At 72.8% G+C, this 19,833-nt stretch carries 9 protein-coding genes and 1 pseudogene; 8 read left to right on the top strand and 2 right to left on the bottom strand.

Annotated features, from left to right (window positions below):
* Both ACH4RC_RS29150 and ACH4RC_RS29145 read right to left on the bottom strand, forming a co-directional pair.
* Positions 1–7,352, bottom strand: a pseudogene (locus ACH4RC_RS29150) (type I polyketide synthase); the annotation flags it as partial.
* Between the two features lie 289 nt (positions 7,353–7,641).
* Positions 7,642–8,502, bottom strand: a complete 861-nt coding sequence (locus ACH4RC_RS29145; protein WP_398206184.1) for a 1,4-dihydroxy-6-naphthoate synthase — start codon at positions 8,500–8,502, stop codon at positions 7,642–7,644.
* 370 nt (positions 8,503–8,872) lie between these two features.
* Here ACH4RC_RS29145 and mqnE point away from each other — a divergent pair, with 370 nt between their 5' ends.
* From mqnE to ACH4RC_RS29105, 8 genes are all read left to right on the top strand, one after another.
* Positions 8,873–10,036, top strand: coding sequence for an aminofutalosine synthase MqnE (gene mqnE / locus ACH4RC_RS29140; RefSeq protein ID WP_398206182.1), 1,164 nt, complete (start codon positions 8,873–8,875; stop codon positions 10,034–10,036).
* Positions 10,037–10,090: 54 nt separating this feature from the next.
* The gene (locus ACH4RC_RS29135) at positions 10,091–10,393 is read left to right on the top strand and encodes a ferredoxin (protein WP_398206180.1); all 303 of its coding nucleotides are present in this window, start codon (positions 10,091–10,093) and stop codon (positions 10,391–10,393) included.
* Positions 10,394–10,507: 114 nt separating this feature from the next.
* The gene (locus ACH4RC_RS29130; protein ID WP_398206179.1) at positions 10,508–11,269 is read left to right on the top strand and encodes a thioesterase II family protein; all 762 of its coding nucleotides are present in this window, start codon (positions 10,508–10,510) and stop codon (positions 11,267–11,269) included.
* Between the two features lie 55 nt (positions 11,270–11,324).
* Positions 11,325–12,224: a menaquinone biosynthetic enzyme MqnA/MqnD family protein gene (locus tag ACH4RC_RS29125; protein ID WP_398206177.1), complete on the top strand. Its 900-nt coding sequence runs from the start codon at positions 11,325–11,327 to the stop codon at positions 12,222–12,224.
* A gap of 64 nt (positions 12,225–12,288) precedes the next feature.
* Positions 12,289–13,494 carry a cyclic dehypoxanthinyl futalosine synthase gene (gene mqnC, locus ACH4RC_RS29120; RefSeq protein WP_398206176.1) on the top strand — a complete coding sequence of 402 codons (1,206 nt, stop codon included), beginning with the start codon at positions 12,289–12,291 and terminating at the stop codon, positions 13,492–13,494.
* A gap of 118 nt (positions 13,495–13,612) precedes the next feature.
* Positions 13,613–14,626 (top strand): ATP-binding cassette domain-containing protein, encoded by a 1,014-nt coding sequence (locus ACH4RC_RS29115; protein ID WP_398206174.1) that lies wholly within the window; start codon positions 13,613–13,615, stop codon positions 14,624–14,626.
* A complete protein-coding gene (locus tag ACH4RC_RS29110) occupies positions 14,626–15,477 on the top strand; it encodes an ABC transporter permease (RefSeq protein ID WP_398206172.1) in 852 nt (283 codons plus the stop codon). The genes ACH4RC_RS29115 and ACH4RC_RS29110 overlap by 1 nt, the downstream gene beginning before the upstream one ends.
* 10 nt (positions 15,478–15,487) lie before the next feature.
* Positions 15,488–19,732: an AMP-binding protein gene (locus ACH4RC_RS29105; RefSeq protein ID WP_398206170.1), complete on the top strand. Its 4,245-nt coding sequence runs from the start codon at positions 15,488–15,490 to the stop codon at positions 19,730–19,732.
* The last annotated feature ends 101 nt before the right edge of the window (positions 19,733–19,833 follow it).

Raw genomic sequence — 19,833 nt, 5'->3', positions numbered from 1 at the left:
CGGAGCAGGGGAAGCACCTCGGCCTCCGCCGCCTCCACAGCCACCATCACGCCACCGGCGGGCAGCTCCTGCATCAGCCGGCCACGCGCGACGACAAGGGCGCACGCGTCCTCCAGCGACATCACCCCCGCCACATGCGCGGCAGCGACCTCACCGATCGAATGGCCGGCCACCACATCAGGACGGACACCCCACGACTCCACGAGGCGGAACAGTGCGACCTCGACGGCGAACAGCGCGGGCTGCGTCCACTCCGTACGGTTCAGACGCACGGCATCGTCACCGAACACGACATCACGCAGTTCGTCACCCACCTGCGCGCAGACGGCGTCGAAGGCCTCCGCGAACACCGGGAAGGCCGCGTACAGTTCACGCCCCATACCGAGCCGCTGCGCACCCTGTCCCGAGAACAGGAACGCCGTCTTGCCGTGTCCCGTCACCGATCCGCGGGTCACGTTGGCCGCCTGATCGTTCTGGGCGAGGCGTTCGAGTCCTTCCAGGAGTTCCGCGCGGTCACGGCCCCGGACGACGGCACGGCTCTCGAAGGGCGTCCGGCTCGTGACCAGAGCGGCGGCGACGGCTTCCGGGGCGATGTCCGTGTTGGCTTGCGCATAGGCGTGCAGGCGGGCGGCCTGGGAGCGCAGGGCGTCGGAGCTACGCCCGGACAGCACCCACGGCACCACCGGCATGGCGACGGGCTCCACCCGCTCCGCACTCTCCCGCGGCGCCTCTTCCAGGATGACGTGGGCGTTGGTGCCGCTGAGACCGAAGGACGACACACCCGCCCGACGCGGACGATCCGCCGACGACGGCCACACCCGCGACTCGGTGAGCAGACGCACCGCCCCGGACGACCAGTCCACATGCGAAGACGGCTCCTCCGCGTACAGCGTCGCAGGAAGTACCCCGTGCTGGAGCGCCTCCACCATCTTGATCACACCGGCCACACCCGCCGCCGCCTGCGTATGACCCACATTCGACTTCACCGACCCCAGCCACAACGGACCGCCCCCGGCCCGCTCCCGACCATAGGTGGCCAACAACGCCTGCGCCTCGATCGGGTCACCCAGCTTCGTACCCGTACCGTGCGCCTCCACCACATCCACATCCGCCGCCGACAACCCCGCCGACGACAACGCGGCACGAATCACCCGCTGCTGCGACGGACCATTCGGCGCCGTCAGACCATTCGACGCACCATCCTGATTGACCGCCGAACCCCGCACCACCGCCAGAACACGATGCCCGTTGCGCCGCGCATCCGACAACCGCTCCACCAACAGCACACCGACACCCTCACCCCAGCCCGTACCGTCCGCACCCTCCCCGAACGCCTTGCACCGGCCATCACCAGCCAGCCCACCCTGACGGCTGAACTCCACGAAGGCAGCGGGAGTGGACATCACGGTGGCGCCTGCGACGAGGGCCATGGAGCACTCGTCGGCGCGCAACGACTGCGCGGCAAGGTGCAGGGCGACGAGGGAGGACGAGCAGGCCGTGTCCACGGTCACCGCCGGGCCCTCAAGACCCAGCACGTACGAGATACGGCCCGAGGCCACACTCGCCGCGTTCCCCGTGCCCACGTACCCGCCGAAGTCACCCTCCGACAGAGTCAGCAAGGTGGGGTAGTCCTGGCCGTTCGTTCCGGCGAACACACCGGTGAGGCTGCCGCGCAGCGCCCGCGGGTCGATCCCGGCCCGCTCCACCGCCTCCCACGACGCCTCCAGCAACAACCGCTGCTGCGGGTCCATCGCCAGCGCCTCACGCGGCGACACCCCGAAGAACTCCGCGTCGAAGTCGCCCACGTCCGAGAGGAATCCACCGAGCCGGGTGTAGGCCGACGCGCCGGAGTCGTCGGCGTCCAGATCGCTCAAGGCGTCGAGGTTCTCCCAGCCGCGGTCGGCGGGGAAGTCGCCGATGGCGTCCTCGCCCTCCAGGAGAAGTTCCCAGAACTGTTCGGGGGTCTCGGCGCCGCCGGGGAAGCGGCAGCCCATGCCGATGACGGCTATGGGCTCGTCGGTGAGCGGGACGGCCCGGGCGGTACGGGCCGTGGCGGGGCCGGAAGCGTCGGCGGGCTCGGCCGGGGCCAGTTCCGCGAGGAGGAACTCCGTGACGGCTTCGGGGGTGGGGTGGTCGAAGACGAGGGTCGCCGGCAAGGGTGTGCCGGCCGCTCGGGAGAGGGCGTTGCGCAGTTCGAGAGCGGTCAGTGAGTCGAGACCCAGTTGCCTGAAGGGTGTGTCGGGGCTGATCCCCGTGCCCGGGGCGTGTCCGAGCACGGTGGCCAGCGCTGTGCGCACGAGGTCGCCGACAGCGTCCCTGCGACGCGCCTCCGGCAGGCCGAGGAGGCCGAGGGGCGAGTCCGTCCGCGTCGAGGACGCGGCGGCCGTACGCAGGACGGGGCGGCCGGCCAGGGCGCGCAGCAGCGGGGGCAGCCGGTCGGCGGCCCGGCGCAGCGCCGCACGGTCGAGGCGGAGCGGGAGCGGCACAAGCCGGGTGTGTGCCAGGGCGCGGTCGAAGAGGTCGAGGGCGTCCTCGGTGGGCAGGGCGCCGATGCCATTGCGGGTGGCGCGGTGGTGCGCGGCGTCGGTGCGGCCCCGCGTCATCGTGCTGTCCGCCTCCCACAGGCCCCAGGCGATGGACACCGCCGGGCGGCCCTCCGCGCGCAGCCGGGTGGCGTAGGCGTCGAGGAAGGTGTTCGCGGCGACGTAGTTGCCCTGCCCGGGTCCGGAGAACGCGGCGGCGGCCGAGGAGAAGAGGACGAACGCCGAGAGGTCGAGGTCGCGGGTCAGTTCGTGGAGGTTGACCGCCGCGTCGACCTTGGGGCGCAGCACGGTGGCGAGCCGGTCGTGGGTCAGCGAGGTGATGATGCCGTCGTCGAGTGTTCCCGCCGCGTGCACCACGGCTCCGAGCGGGTGCGCGGGCGGCAGGTCGTGGATCGCCCCGGCGAGGGCGTCGCGGTCCGTGGCGTCGCAGGCGACGACGGTGGTGCGGGCTCCCAGGGCGGTGAGTTCGGCCGCGAGCCCGGTGGCGCCGGGGGCCTGCGTGCCGCGCCGGGTGACGAGGAGCAGGTGGCGGACTCCGTGCCGGGTGACGAGGTGGCGGGCGACGGCCGATCCGACGCTGCCGGTGCCTCCGGTGATGAGGACGGTGCGGTCCGTCGGGAACGCGGCGCCGCTCAGGTGCTCGGCGGTGTCCGGGGCGAGCGAGAGGTTCGGGGCGAGCAACTGGCCGTTCCTGGACACGAGTTCGTGGTGGTCGTGTCGTACGGCGTCCTTGAGCTGCTCGTCGGTGGGGGTGGTGTCGGCGTCGAGGAGCAGGATGCGTCCGGGGTTCTCCGAGGCGGCGGATTTCACCAGGCCTCGGACCGCGGCGGTGGTCAGGTCCGTCACGGTCTCGCCGTCGAGGGCGGCGACCGCGCCACGCGTGAGCACCAGCAGGCGTGCGCCTGCCGTTCGCGGGTCGGCGAGCCACTTGTGCAGCAGGGTGAGGGCACGGGAGGTGGCGATGTGCACCGTGGCCGCCACGTCCGGGTCGGAGTCGGAGTCCGCCCCGGTGTCGGGGGCCTGCCAGTGGGCGACGACCAGGTCGGGGAAGGGGGTGTCCGTCTCGTCCGCCAGAGCGGCGAGGAGTTCGTCCGGAGTGTGGTGCGCGGCCGTCTGCTCCTGTCGCGTCGTGGCGGCGGTGCCGACCGGACTCCATGTGACGGCGTACAGGTCGCTTCCGCGCTTGCGCGTGGTGGCGGGCAGCCGACCGGGGTCGAAGGGCAGGGCCGTCACGCCGCGGGCGGTGAGGACCGGTGCCCCGGTGACGTCCAGGACCCTGAGCGCGGCCTCCGTCTCCGAGCGGGCAGCGATGTGCAGGCGTACGTCCGCGGCGCCACCCGCGTGGACGGTGAGGTCGGACCAGGAGATGAGGTGCGGAACGGGACGGCCGAGCGCGCCGATCGCCACCAGGGCGCCGTCAAGGAGCGCGGGGTGCACGGCGAACCCGGCCGCCCCGGCCGCCTTCGTCTCCGGGAGGGCGGCTTCGGCGAACACCTCGTCGCCCAGACGCCAGGCGGCGGTCAGGATCTGCGGTGCCTCGTCCGCCGGGAGGTCCAGCGCGCCGTACAGCTCGTCCAGGTCTACGGGCGTCGCGCCGGGCGGGGGCCAGACCCCGGTGAACCCGGGGTCTGCCGTATCGGAGGTGTCGGCGAGTGTGGTGAGGGTGCCGTGCGCGTGCCGGGTCCAGGGCCGAGAGTCGTCGGCGAGGTCGGCGTCAGGCTCGTACGGCCGTGCGTAGAGGGCGAAGGTCCAGCGCTGTCCGCCCGCCACCGCCTCGGTGACGGTCTGTATCTCGGTCTCGCCGGTGCCGGTCAGCGGCAGCGGCTCGTCGACGTGCAGTTCGGTGAGTCGGTGGGCGCCGAGGCTGCGTCCCGTGTGCAGCGCCAGGTCGGTCAGGACGGAGGCGGCGACGAGGGAGCCGCCGCCGGTGGCGAGGTCGTTCAGCCAGGGTTGGGCGCGTGCCGAGAGACGTCCGGTCGCGACCACCCCGGCGGAGTCGGCGAGGCCGATCCCGGCGGAGAGGAGCGGGTGCTCGCCCCGGTGTCCGACGCGGCCGGCGACCGGGTCCAGCCAGTAGCGCCGACGCTGGAAGGGGTAGGTCGGGAGCAGAACCGGCTCGGAGGTGTCAGGCAGCAGAGCTCCCCAGTCGACCGTCCGGCCGGAGGCGTGCAGCGTCGCGAGCGCGGCGACCGCTGTCCGGGGCTCGTCCCGGTCCTTGCGCAGGACGGGAACGAGAACCGCGTCCTCGGCCTCGTCGCCGAGGACGGTCCGCGCGAGGGCGGTGAGGGTGCCGTCGGGGCCGATCTCCAGGAATCGGGTCACCCCCTGCGCGGCCAGGGCGCTCACACCGTCGGCGAAACGCACCGCCTCACGCACATGCCGCACCCAGTACGCGGCTGAAGCCAACTCGCCCTTTTCGAAGGCGGCGAGGCGTCCGGTCACGTTCGAGACGACGGGGATCGACGGGGTCGCGTAGGTGATCTGCTCGGCCACCTCGCGGAAGGCGTCGAGCATCGGCTCCATCAACGGCGAGTGGAAGGCGTGCGAGACACGCAGACGAGACGTACGCCGACCCTGCTGCTCCAGCTCCCCGGCGACCGCCAGGACAGCCGTCTCGTGACCGGCGATCACCACGGCCCGCGGACCATTGACGGCGGCGATGGACACCCCGTCGACCAGCAAGGGCAGTACTTCGGCCTCCGCCGCCTCCACAGCCACCATCACGCCACCGGCGGGCAGCTCCTGCATCAGCCGGCCGCGCGCCTCCACCAGGGCGCACGCGTCCTCCAGCGACATCACCCCCGCCACATGCGCGGCAGCGATCTCACCGATCGAGTGACCCATCACGATGTCCGGGCGAACCCCGAACGACTCCACCAGGCGATAGAGCGCGACCTCGACGGCGAACAGCGCGGGCTGCGTCCACTCCGTACGGTTCAGACGCTCGGCGTCGTCACCGAACACCACGTCCCGCAGCTCCTCCCCCACCTGCGCGCACACCGCGTCGAAGGCCTCCGCGAACACCGGGAAAGCCGCGTACAGTTCACGCCCCATACCGAGCCGCTGCGCACCTTGCCCCGAGAACAGGAACGCCGTCCTGCCCCCGCGCCGGGCGGTGCCGGTGACGAGGTCGGGTGAGGTGCCGTTCGCGGCGAGGGAGGCGAGAGCGGCGGTGAGGCCGTCTCGGTCGCTTCCGAGGACGACGGCGCGCTGCTCGAACAGGGAGCGTCCCTCGGCGAGGGTGTGGCCGACGGCCCGGCAGTCGGTGTCGGGGTGGGCTTCGAGGTGAGTGAGGAGGGCGGTGGCCTGGTCCTTCAGGGCGTCGGTGGTGCGTGCGGAGAGGGTCCAGAGGATCACCGGCGGGAGCGGGAGCGGGAGCGGGTGTGTGGAGGGCGCGGGCGTGTCGTCCTCCCGCGTCTCCGTGGCTTCCGGGGCGGGCGCGGGCGTCTCTTCCAGGATGATGTGCGCGTTGGTGCCGGAGACGCCGAACGCGGAGACTCCGGCGCGCCGGGGCCGGTCGGTGCGCGGCCAGGCGACGGGTTCGGTGAGGAGGCGTACGTTGCCCTCGGTCCAGTCGACCTTCGTGGTGGGGGCGTCGACGTGCAGGGTGCGGGGCAGGCTCGCGTGGCGCAGGGCCATGACCATCTTGATGACGCCGCCGACGCCGGCGGCCGCCTGGGTGTGGCCGATGTTCGACTTGAGGGAACCCAGCCAGAGCGGGTGGTCGTCCGCGCGGTCCTGGCCGTAGGTGGCGAGCAGGGCCTGGGCCTCGATGGGGTCGCCGAGGCTGGTGCCGGTGCCGTGCGCCTCGACGGCGTCGACGTCCTGGGGTGTGAGCCCGGCGGAGGCGAGCGCCTGGCGGATGACGCGCTGCTGGGAGGGGCCGTTGGGGGCGGTGAGGCCGCTGCTGGCGCCGTCCTGGTTGACGGCCGAGCCGCGGATCACGGCGAGTACGGGGTGTCCGTTGCGGCGGGCGTCGCAGAGGCGTTCGAGCAGCAGGACGCCGGCGCCCTCGCCCCAGCCGGTGCCGTCGGTGGCGTCCGCGAAGGACTTGCAGCGGCCGTCGGGTGCGAGGCCGCGCTGGCGGCTGAACTCCAGGAAGGTGACCGGTGTCGACATGAACGCGACGCCGCCGGCGAGGGCGAGGTCGCACTCGTCCTGGCGCAGGGACTGGACGGCGAGGTGCAGGGCGACGAGGGAGGAGGAGCACGCGGTGTCGACGGTGAGGGCGGGGCCCTCGAAGCCGAAGGTGTAGGAGACGCGGCCGGAGGCGATGCTCGCCGCGCTGCCGTTGCCGAGGTAGCCCTCGACGCCGGGGGGCGGCTCGGGGAAACGGGTGGCGTAGTCGTTGTACATGACCCCGGCGAACACGCTGGTGGCGCTGCCACGCAGGTCCGAGGGGCGCAGTCCGGCGCGTTCGAGGGATTCCCAGGCGAGTTCGAGCAGGAGGCGCTGCTGCGGGTCGGTGGCGAGGGCCTCGCGCGGTGACATGCCGAAGAAGGCGGGGTCGAAGTCGGCGGCGTCGTGGAGGAAGCCGCCTTCGCGCGTGTAGCAGGTGCCGGGGCTCGCGGGGTCGGGGTCGTAGAGGGTGTCGAGGTCCCAGCCACGGTCGTCGGGGAACGGGGAGATGCCGTCGGTGCCGGTGTCGACGAGGCGCCACAGGTCCTCGGGGGTGCGGACCCCGCCGGGGTAGCGGCAGCTCATGGAGACGACGGCGATCGGTTCCGTGGCCCTGCCCTCGACCTGGCGCAGCCGGGCGCGGGTGCGCTGCAGGTCGTTGGAGACGCGGGTCAAGAAGTCGCGCAGCTTGTCCTCGCTCACAGGGCGGTCTCCCTTCGGCGGCGGGCACGCTGGCTCCGCCGGTGGGCACGGGGGTATCGGGCGGGCCCCGGCGCCTTGTGGGCGCCGGGGCCGGTGAGGGGCGGGCGTGCCACCCGATGCCCTCGTGGGGGCCGGCCGTGGCGCTCCCGGTGCCGGGCCTGTCCCTGGGGCCGATTATGGGAAGAGTCGTGCCGGTGCACGGGGTGTCAGCGGGGTGCTCTAAGAGAACTTCTAGCGTTACCGCTCGTCGGAGTCCGCCGGTGATCCGGGCCGCGGGTCACAGGGCGAGCGTCGCGTCGAAGGATCCGTCAGGGACGGGGGGCAGCAGCCCGAGTCCGGCCGAGCGGTCGAGCAGGGTGCGTACGGCGTGCAGACCGTTCTCGCCGAGGTCGGCGGTGAACTCGTTGACGTACAGGTCGATGTGCTGGTCGACGACGTCGGGCTCCATCTCCTGCGCATGCCGCAGGACATGGGCCCTGGAGGCGTCGGGGTCGCGGCGGGCGGCTCGTACGGAGGCGCGGGTGGCGTCGGCGAGGGAGCGCAGGACGGGGGTGCCGAGGGAGCGGCGGGCGACGATGGCGCCGAGCGGGATGGGAAGGCCGGTGCGCTTCTCCCACTCCTCGCCCATGTCGGCGGTGCGGTGCAGGCCGTAGCGGCCGTAGGTGAAGCGGGCCTCGTGGATGACGAGTCCGGCGTCCACGAGGCCGTCGCGGACGGCGGGCATGATCTCGTGGAACGGCAGGACGACGATCTCGCCGACGCCGCCGGGCACGGCGTCGGCCGCCCACAGCCGGAACAGCAGGTAGGCCGTGGAGGTGGTGCTGGGGACGGCGACGCGGGCCCCGGCGAGGGCCGCGGGTTCGCCCGGCTCGGCGACCAGGACGAGCGGGCCGCAGCCGTGTCCGAGTGCGCCGCCGCAGGGCAGCAGCGCGTACTCGTCGAGGATGTGCGGCAGTACGCCGTAGGAGACCTTCAGGACGTCGAGTTCGCCGCGCCGGGCCTGGCCGTTGGTGACGTCGATGTCGGCGAGGGTGAGCGTGACCCCGGGGGCGTCGGGGAGCAGCCCTTCGGTCCAGGCGTGGAAGACGAAGGTGTCGTTGGGGCAGGACGAGTGCGCGAGGGTCAGCGGTGCCGGCATGGCGTTCCTCTCCTGGGATGTGGCGGTGGTGCCCTCAGCAAAGCCGTTGCGGATGTGGGGTTTTCCCCAGACTGCCCTCCGCGAGGATGGGGGAGCCCCACCCGACGCGGCGTCGGTGCCCGCCGACGGGCCTGGGGTCCGCGATGCCGGATGGTTGGCCGGCCCCGCGGGCCCGTGACGGTCCCCAGGTGCGACGGAGTGTCCGTGTGGTGCGGTCCCGGCCGTCGTGCCCACTCCCCTTCGGGCACGACGGCCGGGGCCGTGGTCCGTCGGCGCCGGGACGTCCCGGGCTCGCCGACGTGGCACCCCGCGCGCCGTGCGCAGACCCACTACGCGTGCCGTCAGGCACTGAACGAGGAGGTTCCCGGCCATGGACGCTGGGCTCAAGCGCGAACTGGAGGAGAAGGTCTTCTCCGGTGAGCGGCTGTCCCGTGAGGACGGCATCGCCCTGTACGAGTCGGACGACCTGGCGTGGCTGGGCGGTCTGGCACACGAGGTGCGCACGCGCAAGAACGGTGACGTGGTGCACTTCAACGTCAACCGGCACCTCAACATGACCAATGTGTGCACGGCGTCCTGCGCCTACTGCTCCTTCCAGCGCAAGCCGGGCGAGCAGGACGCGTACACGATGCGCATCGAGGAGGCCGTCCGCCTGGCGAAGGCGATGGAGAACGAGCACCTCTCGGAGCTCCACATCGTCAACGGTCTGCACCCGAACCTGCCGTGGCGCTACTACCCGCGCTCGCTGCGGGAGCTGAAGAAGGCGCTGCCGCACGTCGGCCTCAAGGCGTTCACGGCCACCGAGATCCACCACTTCGAGACGATCAGCGGGATGAGCGCGTCCGAGATCCTCGACGAGCTGATCGACGCCGGTCTGGAGTCGCTGACCGGTGGCGGTGCGGAGATCTTCGACTGGGAGGTCCGCCAGCACATCGTGGACCACCGCACCCACTGGGAGGACTGGTCCCGGATCCACCGCCTCGCGCACGAGAAGGGTCTGAAGACCCCGTGCACCATGCTCTACGGGCACATCGAGGAGCGGCGCCACCGCGTCGACCACGTGCTTCGCCTGCGCGAGCTGCAGGACGAGACGAACGGTTTCCAGGTCTTCATCCCGCTGCGCTACCAGCACGACTTCGTGGACATGAAGGACGGCAAGATCCGCAACCGGCTGCAGGCGCGGACCACCATGGCGACCGGTGCCGAGGCGCTCAAGACCTTCGCGGTCTCGCGGCTGCTGTTCGACAACGTCCCGCACGTCAAGGTCTTCTGGGTCATGCACGGCGTCCAGACCGCGCAGCTCGCCCTTCAGCACGGCGCGGACGACATGGACGGCTCGGTCGTCGAGTACAAGATCACGCACGACGCCGACAACTACGGCACCCCGAACAAGCTGACGCGCGAGGACCTCCTCGACCTGATCCGCGACGCCGGCTTCCGCCCGGTCGAGCGGAACACCCGCTACGAGATCATCCGCGAGTACGACGGCCCCGACCCGGCCCGCCGCGAGGCGCCGCAGCCGATGCGCGTGTGACCCGGCCGGCCCACCCACAGACGACTCCGAGACGACACTGCCAGGCAGGTGTGTATGTCCCCGCAGACAACGAACGACGAGGACCTGGAAGTCTGGATCGACCAGGACCTGTGCACCGGTGACGGTATCTGTGCCCAGTACGCGCCCGAGGTGTTCGAGCTGGACATCGACGGGCTCGCCTACGTCAAGAGCGACCAGGACGAACTGCTCCAGACGCCGGGCGCGACGACGCCGCTGCGCCTGGAGCTGCTGACCGACGTGGTGGACTCGGCCAAGGAGTGCCCCGGCGAGTGCATCCACGTGCGCCGGGTCGCCGACCAGGTCGAGGTGTACGGCCCCGAGGCCGAGGACGCCTGATCCCGCCCCTCCCCCGCGCTCACCGGGCGGCCTCGCCGCGCCGCCCGGTGAGCGGGCTGCCGGGCCCGGGCGCCCCGGTGCACCGACGACCTACCGGAAGGACACGTACGTCCCATGAGTTCCACCACCGACAACCTGTGGATCCGCAGGTTCCGGCCCTCCCCCGGCGCCGCCGAACGCCTCGTGTGCTTCCCGCACGCCGGTGGTTCGGCCAGCTTCTACGTGCCGGTCGCCGGCGCGCTCAGCCCCCGCGTCGACGTCGCCGCGATCCAGTACCCCGGGCGTCAGGACCGGCGGCTCGAACCGGGCCCCGCCTCGGTGGCCGAACTCGCCGACCAGGTCGCCGGGGCCCTCACGGCGTGGGACGACGACCGTCCGCTGACCTTCTTCGGGCACAGCATGGGCGCGCTGGTCGCGTTCGAGGTGGCGCGGCGCATGGAGCGCACCGGGTCCGGCCCGGTCCGGCTGTTCGCCTCGGGCCGACGGGCCCCGTCCCGTACGCGCAGCGAGCACGTCCACACCCTCGACGACGACGGTGTGATCGCCGAACTGCGGGCGCTCGCCGGCACGGACGCCCAGGTCCTCCAGGACGAGGAGCTCCTGCGCATGGTGCTGCCGGCGATCCGCAGCGACTACCGGGCGGTGGAGACCTACCGCTGCGACCCCGGGGCGGCCGTGAGCTGCCCCGTGACCGTCCTGACCGGCGACGCCGACCCCCGGACATCGCTTCCGGAGGCGCACGCCTGGAGCGAGCACACCACGGCGGGATCGGACGTGCGGGTCTTCACCGGCGGCCACTTCTTCCTCTCGGAGCGGCCCGCCGAGGTCCTCGCCGTGCTCGACGAGCACTTCGCCGCGCCCGCCCGCCAGGGCTGACCCCCACCATCCCCCTCCCCGCTTCCCCCTCGACCCGTTCCGGGAGTTGTGCACGATGACCGAGCAACTCGTCCCCGAGGCCACGCAGTCGACGCAGGTGCGCCGACGCCGTCCCCGGGTGGGCCACATCCAGTTCCTCAACTGCCTGCCCCTGTTCTGGGGGCTGGCCCGCACCGGCACCCTCCTGGACATGGACCTCCGCCCCGACACGCCGGACGGTCTCAACGACGCCCTCGCGGCGGGCGACCTCGACATGGGCCCGATCAGCCTGCTCGAGTTCCTGCGCCACGCCGACGACCTGGTCGCGCTGCCGGACATCGCGGTCGGCAGCGACGGCGACGTCATGTCCTGCCTGATCGTCAGCCAGGTACCCCTCGATGAACTGGACGGGGAGCGCGTCGCCCTCGGCTCGACCAGCCGTACGTCCGTACGCCTGGCACAGCTGCTGCTTGCCGAGCGGGTCGGCGTACAGCCCGAGTACTACGTGTGCCCGCCGGATCTGCGCACCATGATGTCCGAGGCCAAGGCGGCGGTGGTCATCGGTGACGCTGCGCTGCGCGCGTCGCTGTACGAGGCGCCCCGGATGGGGCTGCAGGTGCACGACCTCGGCCGCATGTGGAAGGACTGGACGGGGCTGCCGTTCGTGTTCGCCGTCTTCGCCGCGCGCCGCGAGTTCCTGGCGCGGGAGCCGGAGACGGTGCGCCAGGTCCACTCCGACCTGCTCGCCTCACGCGACCTCTCGCTCGCCGAGGTGACCAAGGTCTGCGAACAGGCCTCGCAGTGGGAGGAGTTCGACGCCTCGACGCTGGAGCGCTACTACACCACGGCCCTCGACTTCACCCTCGGCGCCGCACAGCTCGACGGCATCACCGAGTTCGCCCGCCGGGTGGGCGGTGGCGAGGAGGGGTTCCCGCCCGACGTCGCCGTCCGTCTGTTCGATCCCGCCGCCCTCTGAACCGTCCCGCACCGTCCCGCACCGTTCTGCACCGTTTTCATGTCACCGGAAAGGCCCGGACACCATGTCCCGACCCGCACACCATCCGCTCCAACCCGTGCTCGACCGTGCCGCGGCCGGTGGGCGGATCACGCCGGAAGAGGCCCTCGACCTCTACCGCGACGCCCCGCTGCACGCGCTGGGCGCCGCCGCGGACGCCGTACGCCGCCGTAAGTACGCGGACACCGAGCACATCGCCACGTACATCATCGAGCGGAACATCAACTACACGAACGTGTGCGTCACGGCGTGCAAGTTCTGCGCCTTCTACGCACCCCCGAAGGACACCGAGAAGGGCTGGACGCGGGATCTGGACGACATCCTGCGCCGCTGCGCGGAGACCGTCGAGCTGGGCGGCACCCAGATCATGTTCCAGGGCGGCCACCACCCCGACTACGGCGTGGAGTACTACGAGAAGCACTTCTCCGCGATCAAGGAGGCCTTCCCGCAGCTGGTCATCCACTCGCTGGGCGCGTCCGAGGTCGAGCACATGGCCCGGATCTCGAAGGTCTCCGTCGAGGAGGCGATCACCCGCATCCACGCGGCCGGTCTCGACTCCTTCGCGGGCGCCGGTGCCGAGCTGCTGCCGGCCCGGCCGCGCAAGGCCATCGCCCCGCTGAAGGAGAGCGGGGAGCGCTGGCTGGAGATCATGGAGACCGCGCACGGCCTGGGCGTCGAGTCCACCTCCACCATGCTGATGGGCACCGGCGAGACCAACGCCGAGCGCATCGAGCACATCCGCATGATCCGCGACGTGCAGGACCGCACGGGCGGCTTCCGCGCGTTCATCCCGTACACGTACCAGCCCGAGAACAACCACCTGAAGGGCCGTACGCAGGCCACGCTCTTCGAGTACCTGCGCATGATCGCGATCGCCCGGATCTTCCTCGACAACGTCCAGCACATCCAGGGCTCCTGGCTGACCACCGGCAAGGAGATCGGCCAGCTCTCCCTGCACTACGGCGCCGACGACCTCGGCTCGATCATGCTGGAGGAGAACGTCGTCTCCTCGGCCGGTGCCAAGCACCGCTCCAACCTGGTCGAACTGCTCACCCTCATCCGGGGCGCGGGCCGCGTCCCGGCGCAGCGCAACACCACGTACGAGCACCTCGCCGTCCACGACGACCCGGCGAACGACCCCGTCGACGAACGGATCGTCTCCCACGTGTCCTCCACCGCGATCGCGGGCGGCACCGCCCACCCCGAGCTGAAGCTGATCGCCGCCACCTGAGCCCCGGGCGCGTGTCCGGGGCTCGCACCTTTCGGGCCCCGGACCACCCGCGCCCCCGCGCTCATTCCCCACGCAGTGCCATCCCCCACCCCTGCACACGACGAGGACGGAGAAGCCCATGGCGGGCGCCATTCACGCCACGGGTCTGGTGAAGACCTTCGGCGAGGTCCGGGCCGTGGACGGAGTAGACCTGGACGTGCCGGAAGGCGGCGTGCTCGGTCTGCTCGGCCCCAACGGAGCGGGCAAGACCACGACCGTACGGCTGCTCACCACCCTGCTGCGCCCCGACGCGGGCACCGCCGTCGTGGCCGGTCACGACGTGGTCCGCGATGCGGACCGGGTCCGGCTCTCGATCGGGCTCTCGGGCCAGTTCGCGGCCGTCGACGACCGGCTGACGGGCCGTGAGAACCTTCGCATGATCGGCGAACTGTACGGCCTGCGCTCGCGGGCCGCCCGCCGGCGGGCCGACGAGCTCCTCGACCAGTTCGACCTGACCGCGGCCGGCGACCGGGTGTCGAGCACCTACTCCGGCGGCATGAAGCGCCGCCTCGACCTGGCCGGCGCCCTTGTCGTCCGGCCCTCGGTGATGTTCCTCGACGAGCCGTCGGTCGGGCTCGACCCCACCAGCCGGCTGATGCTGTGGGACGCCATCGAGAACCTGGTGGCCCAGGGCACCACGCTGCTGCTGACCACCCAGTACCTGGAGGAGGCCGACCGGCTGGCCCGGGACATCGCCGTGGTCGACCACGGGCGGATCATCGCGCGCGGCACCCCCCGCGACCTGAAGGCCCAGGCGGGCGGCCAGCACATCGAGGTCGTCGTGGACTGGCCGGAGCAACTCGACGCCGCCGCGGGCCTGCTTGCCCGGTTCGGCAACCGCGCCCCCGATGTGGACCGGCCGCGCGGCACGGTCTCCGTGCCCGTGGACGGCGGTGTGCGACTCCTCACCGAGGTCATCGCCGCACTCGACGCCGGCGGCATCGAGATCACCGACATCGGGCTGCGCCGCCCCACCCTCGACGAGGTCTTCCTCGCCCTCACCGAGGACACGCCGCCCGGCACACAGCCCGACACCCCGCGGGACACCGCACGCACGGCGGTCGGCGCCGGCGCGCCGAGCGAGAAGGAGTGATGAACGTGTCGGCAGTGGCACCACCCCTACCCGAACTCAAGCCCGGCACGGCCGCCAAGTCCGTGCGCGACGTCCTCGTCGTCACCCGGCGCAACGTGATCCGGATGGTGCGGATCCCCGAGGTCCTCGTCCTCAGCCTGGTGCAGCCCGTGGTGTTCGTGCTGCTCTTCGCGTACATCTTCGCCGGGTCCTTCAGCCTGCCCGGCGCGGAGGGCGCCACGGCCTACCGCGAGTACATGATGCCGGGCTTCTTCGCCCAGACCATCGCCTTCGCCACCGCCAGCAACAGCAGCGTCAGCATGGCCAACGACGTGCAGAGCGGCATGGTGGACCGGTTCCGGTCGCTGCCCATGGCGCGCGGCGCGCTGCTCACCGGCCGCACCGTCGCCGACCTCGTACAGAACGCCATCGTGGTCGTGGTGATGATCCTGTGCGCGCTGCTCGTCGGCTGGCGCATCCACCACGGCGTACTGCGCGCCGTCGCGGCGTTCGCGCTGCTGCTGCTCCTCGGATACGCGCTGTCGTGGGTGGGCGTCGTGATCGGCCTGTCGGTACGCGCCCCGGAAGCGGCCGCCACCAGCAACTTCCTGTGGCTGTTCCCGCTGACGTTCCTGTCGAACGCGTTCGTGGCGCCCTCGACGCTGCCGACCGTGCTGCGCTGGGCCGCGGAGTGGAACCCGCTGAGCGCCACCGTGCAGGCGGCCCGCCAGCTGTTCGGCAACCCGGGACTGACCGCGACCGGCGCCTGGCCCGCACAGCACCCCATCCTGGTGTCGCTCGGATGGTCGGTCCTCATCGCCGTGGTGGGCCGCACCCTCGCGGTGCGCCGCTACCGTTCGGCCAACTCGTGAGGGGGCACCGGTGACCGCGGACTCCACGTTCCGGGCGGACCTGATCCGCCCGGTGCACGAACTGCTCGCCGGGCACGCCGCCCGGCAGCCCGACCGCACGGCGTTCAAGGACGCCCGGCGGTCGGTCACCTGGGCCGAGCTCGACCGGCGTACCGCGCGCGTCGCCAGTCACCTGGTGGGGCTCGGCCTCGAACGGGGCGCCTCCGCGGTCATCTACCTGCCGAACCGGGTGGAGACGGTGGAGAGTTACCTCGCCATCACCCGCGCCGGCGCCGTGGGCGTACCGCTCAACCCGAAGTCGACCGACTCGGAACTTGCACACCTGCTGGACGACTGCGCGGCGCGGCTCGTCATCACCGGCGCCGCCCAACTGCCGCAGGTGCGCCGGGTGCTCGCCGAGCGGCCGGGCGTCACGGTGGTCCTGGTCGGCCAGGACTCCGAGCCGGGCTTCGCGGAGGCGGCCTTCACGGAGGCCGCCGACGAGCGGCTGCCGCGCTGGGAGGAGCTCGCGCTGACGTGGTCCCTTCGCGACCCGCCCCGCGACGACCTGGGCCTCGACGAGCCCGCCTGGATGCTCTACACGTCCGGGACGACCGGGCTGCCCAAGGGCGTCGTGTCCACGCAGCGTACGTCGCTGTGGGCGACGGCCTCCTGCAACGCCCCGCTGCTCGGCCTCTCGCCGCAGGACCGGGTGGTGTGGCCGATGCCGCTGTTCCACGCCGTGGCGCACAACGTGTGCGTGCTCGGCGTGGTCGCGGTCGGCGCCACCGCCTGCATCACCGACGGGCTCTCGGCCGACGAGGTGCTGCGCCGGGCGGTCGCGGAGGACGCCACCTTCCTGGTGGGTGTGCCGACGATGTACCACCAGATGGCGGAGCTCGCCCGGTCCGGAGAGACTGAAGTCCCGCCGCTGCGGGTGTGCATGGTGGCCGGATCCTCCTGCCCGCAGTCCCTGCACGAGTCGTTCCGGTCCGCGTTCGGCATCGCGCTCCTCGACAGCTACGGGTCGACGGAGACCGGCGGTGCGATCACCACGAACCTGCCCGAGGGCCCCCGCGTCCCCGGCTCGTGCGGGGTGCCGCTGCCGGGTCTGACGCTGCGCCTCACGGATCCGCGCACCGGGAACGAGGTGGAACAGGGCGCCGAGGGCGAGATCTGGGTCTCCAGCCCCGCGCTGATGCTGGGCTACCACCACCAGCCCGGGGAGACCGCCGCCGTGCTGTCGGACGGCTGGTACCGCACCGGCGACCTGGCCCGGCAGGACACCGACGGCTATGTGACCATCACGGGCCGGCTCAAGGAGCTGATCATCCGGGGCGGGGAGAACATCCACCCCCGCGAGGTGGAGCAGGTGCTCGCCCAGGCGCCCGGGGTCGCGGACGCGGCTGTCGCGGGCGCCCCCCACGAGTCGCTCGGCGAGGTCCCGGTCGCCTACGTGGTGCCCGCCGAGGGCGGAGTGAACGTGGAGGCGGTCCTCGCGGCCTGCCGTCAGCGGCTGTCGGCGTTCAAGCTCCCGGAGGAGATCCACGAGATCGCCGAGGTGCCGCGCAACCCGGCCGGGAAGGTCGCCCGCAAGCAGCTGGCAGGGCTGCCCGCACGGCTGCTGTGGCGCAGGTCCCGGCAGCCCGTCGGGGCGGCGGCCCGGTACACCGGCGCCGTCGGTCTGGGCGTGGACGACGCGGGCCATCCCCTGCTGTCCGCCGCGGTCGAACTGCCGGAGCGGGACGAGCTGGTGTGCACCGGGCGGATCACGGCGGCCGACGCCGACCCGACCCTGCTGCGACGCGTGGACGGCGCGACGGTCGTCGCCGGGGCCGTGTTGCTCGACCTGGTGCTGCACGCGGCGGGCCGGGCCGGCTGCGCCCGGGTCCTCGAACTGTCGGCGGACGGCCCGCTGGTGCTGCCGCGCGACGAGGGCGTACAACTGCGCGTGTCCGTCGGCGCGCCGGACGCCGAGGGTGTCCGGCGGGTGACGGTGCACGGCCGCCGGGACGCACGCGGTGCGGCCGGGCGCCCATGGACCCGGCACGCATCGGCGACGGTCACGGCCGGCTCCGCGCCGGAGCCGGAGACCAGCCTGGCGGTGTGGCCGCCGCACGGTGCGGACCGCGTCGCCGAGGCCGCCGACGGCGAGGCCCCGGACACCGCACGGATGCCGCGCGGGGTGTGGCGCCGCGACGACGAGATCTTCGTCGAGGTGTCGCTGCCCGACTGGGCGGCCGCACAGGAGAACCCCGCACTGCATCCGGCGCTGCTCGACGCGGCCCTCGCGAGCGCGGTGCGGCACTCCGGCTCCGGCGCCGACGACGTGGTCGCGGTGGGCTGGCGCGAGGTGTCGCTGTACGCCGTGGGCGCGTCGGTGCTGCGGGTGCGGCTGCGGCCCGCGGCGGACGGCACCTGGGACGTCGAGGCCGCCGACGGCGCCGGTGACCCGGCGTTCGAAGCCCGTTCGGTGGTGTGCGCCCCGCTCGACACCCGGGACGTACGGACCGCCTCGGCGATCCAGCAGGACGGTCTGTTCGAGGAGGCGTGGGCGGAGGTCGGCCTGGAGCGGACCACGTCGCGCGCGGGCCGGTGGGCCGTCGTCGGCGCGGACCGCTACGGCGCCCGGGCCGGCCTGATGTCGGCGGGCCGCTACGCCGAGGCCCACCCCGACCTGCCGACGCTTCTGACAGCGGCGACGGAGGAGGACGCACCCGTCCCGGACGTCGTGGTCGTCTCCCCCACCGCGGCCGACCATCCGGACTCGGACCCGGCCGACGCGGTGCGCACAGCGGTCGCCGAAGCCCTTGAGTGGGTACGGCGCTTCGCCCACCCGCTGCTCGCGCAGACCCGGCTCGTCGTGATCACCCGGGGCGCGGTCGCCACGACGGACGACGACCCGGCGGACGCCGGCGCCGCCGCCGCGTGGGGCCTGGTCGGCGCCGCCCAGGACCGGGCGCCCGGACGTTTCGTGCTCGTGGACACGGACGGCGTCAAGCGGTCCTGGCGACGGGTGGAGTCCGCGGTGGCCTGCGGCGAGCCCAGGGTCGCACTGCGGTCGGGGCAGCCTCGCACGCCACGTGCGGTACGGGTCCCCGCGGCTTCCCCTGACACAGCGGCCAGTGACCGGGCATCCCTGCTCAAGCGGGGCGAGACTGCCCCGCCCGCCCGGGACATGACCATCCCGCATGCCGGGGACGCAACCATCCCGCTCACGTCGGACACGGCCACCCCGTACGCCGGGATCACGTCCACCCCGTACACCCGGGACGCGACCGCCCCGCTCACCCAGAACACCACCACCTCGTTCATGCGGGACGCGACCGCCCTGTTCGCCGGGGACGAGACACCGACCGCCGCCGAGGCGCTCCTCGCAAGGCCCGAGGCGCGTGCGGCCCTTCTGGCGGGGCCGTTCGCGAAGAACGTGGCGGACCGGCTGCCGGACTCCGCGAAGGCGGCCGAGCCGGTGCGCTGGGAGCCGGTCGACCCGGCCGGGGCGATCCGGGCGCTGCTCGAGAGCGCCCCGCGAACGGTGCTGTTCACCGCCGCCGTACACACCGACGGGGCGACGACCGGGGCACAGGCCGATGTGGACGCCGCGCTGCGTCCCCTGATCGACCCCGCCCTCGAACTGGTGCGGTCCGCGCCCGCGCGCGGGGTGACCTCCGTGGTGTTCGCGACGCCCGCGCCCGCCACGGCAGGGCTCGCGGACGCGGCCGTGGCCGCGGTGTACGACGTATGGGCCCGTGCCCTGCGCGCGGCCGGGGTGGCGGCGGTGTCGGTACGCGGTCCGGGCACGGCCGGGGACGAGGCGGCGGACCTGTTCGCGTCGGCCGTCGCGACCGGCAGGCCCGCGCTCGTCGCCGACCGGCCGGAACTGCCAGGACCGCGGGCCGCCGGGCCCCTGACCGGTTCGGCCGCGCTCCTGCGCGACCTGACGGGCGGCGTCGTCCGGCGCCGCGCCCGCGACACGGTCACCGACCCCGGCGGACTGCGCCACCGCCTTGCCGCGCTCACCGGGGCCGAGCAGGAGGACACCCTGCTGCGTCTGGTGCGTACGCACTTCGCGACCGCGCTCGGACTCGCGTCGGCCGGACAGGTCCCCGAGGAGAAGGAGACCCGCGACCTCGGCTTCGACTCGCTGACCGCGCTCACCGCGCGCAACGCGCTGGAGACGGCGACGGGGCTCTCCCTGCCCGCCGCGGTGGTCTTCGACTTCGCCACACCGGCGGGCCTCGCCCGCCATCTCACGAAGGAACTGCTCGCCGACTGAGGCGGGCCGAGGGTTCACAGCCGGGCGGTACGGCACCGAGGTGCCGTACCGCCCGTGCCGTGTCCGCAGTCGTCGACGGCCGGGGCGACGCTCCGGTCAGG

This window comes from Streptomyces sp. NPDC016845 (assembly GCF_044332585.1).
In the GTDB taxonomy this organism is placed as follows: Bacteria; Actinomycetota; Actinomycetes; order Streptomycetales; family Streptomycetaceae; genus Streptomyces.
This window is presented reverse-complemented; position numbering and strand designations above follow the sequence as displayed.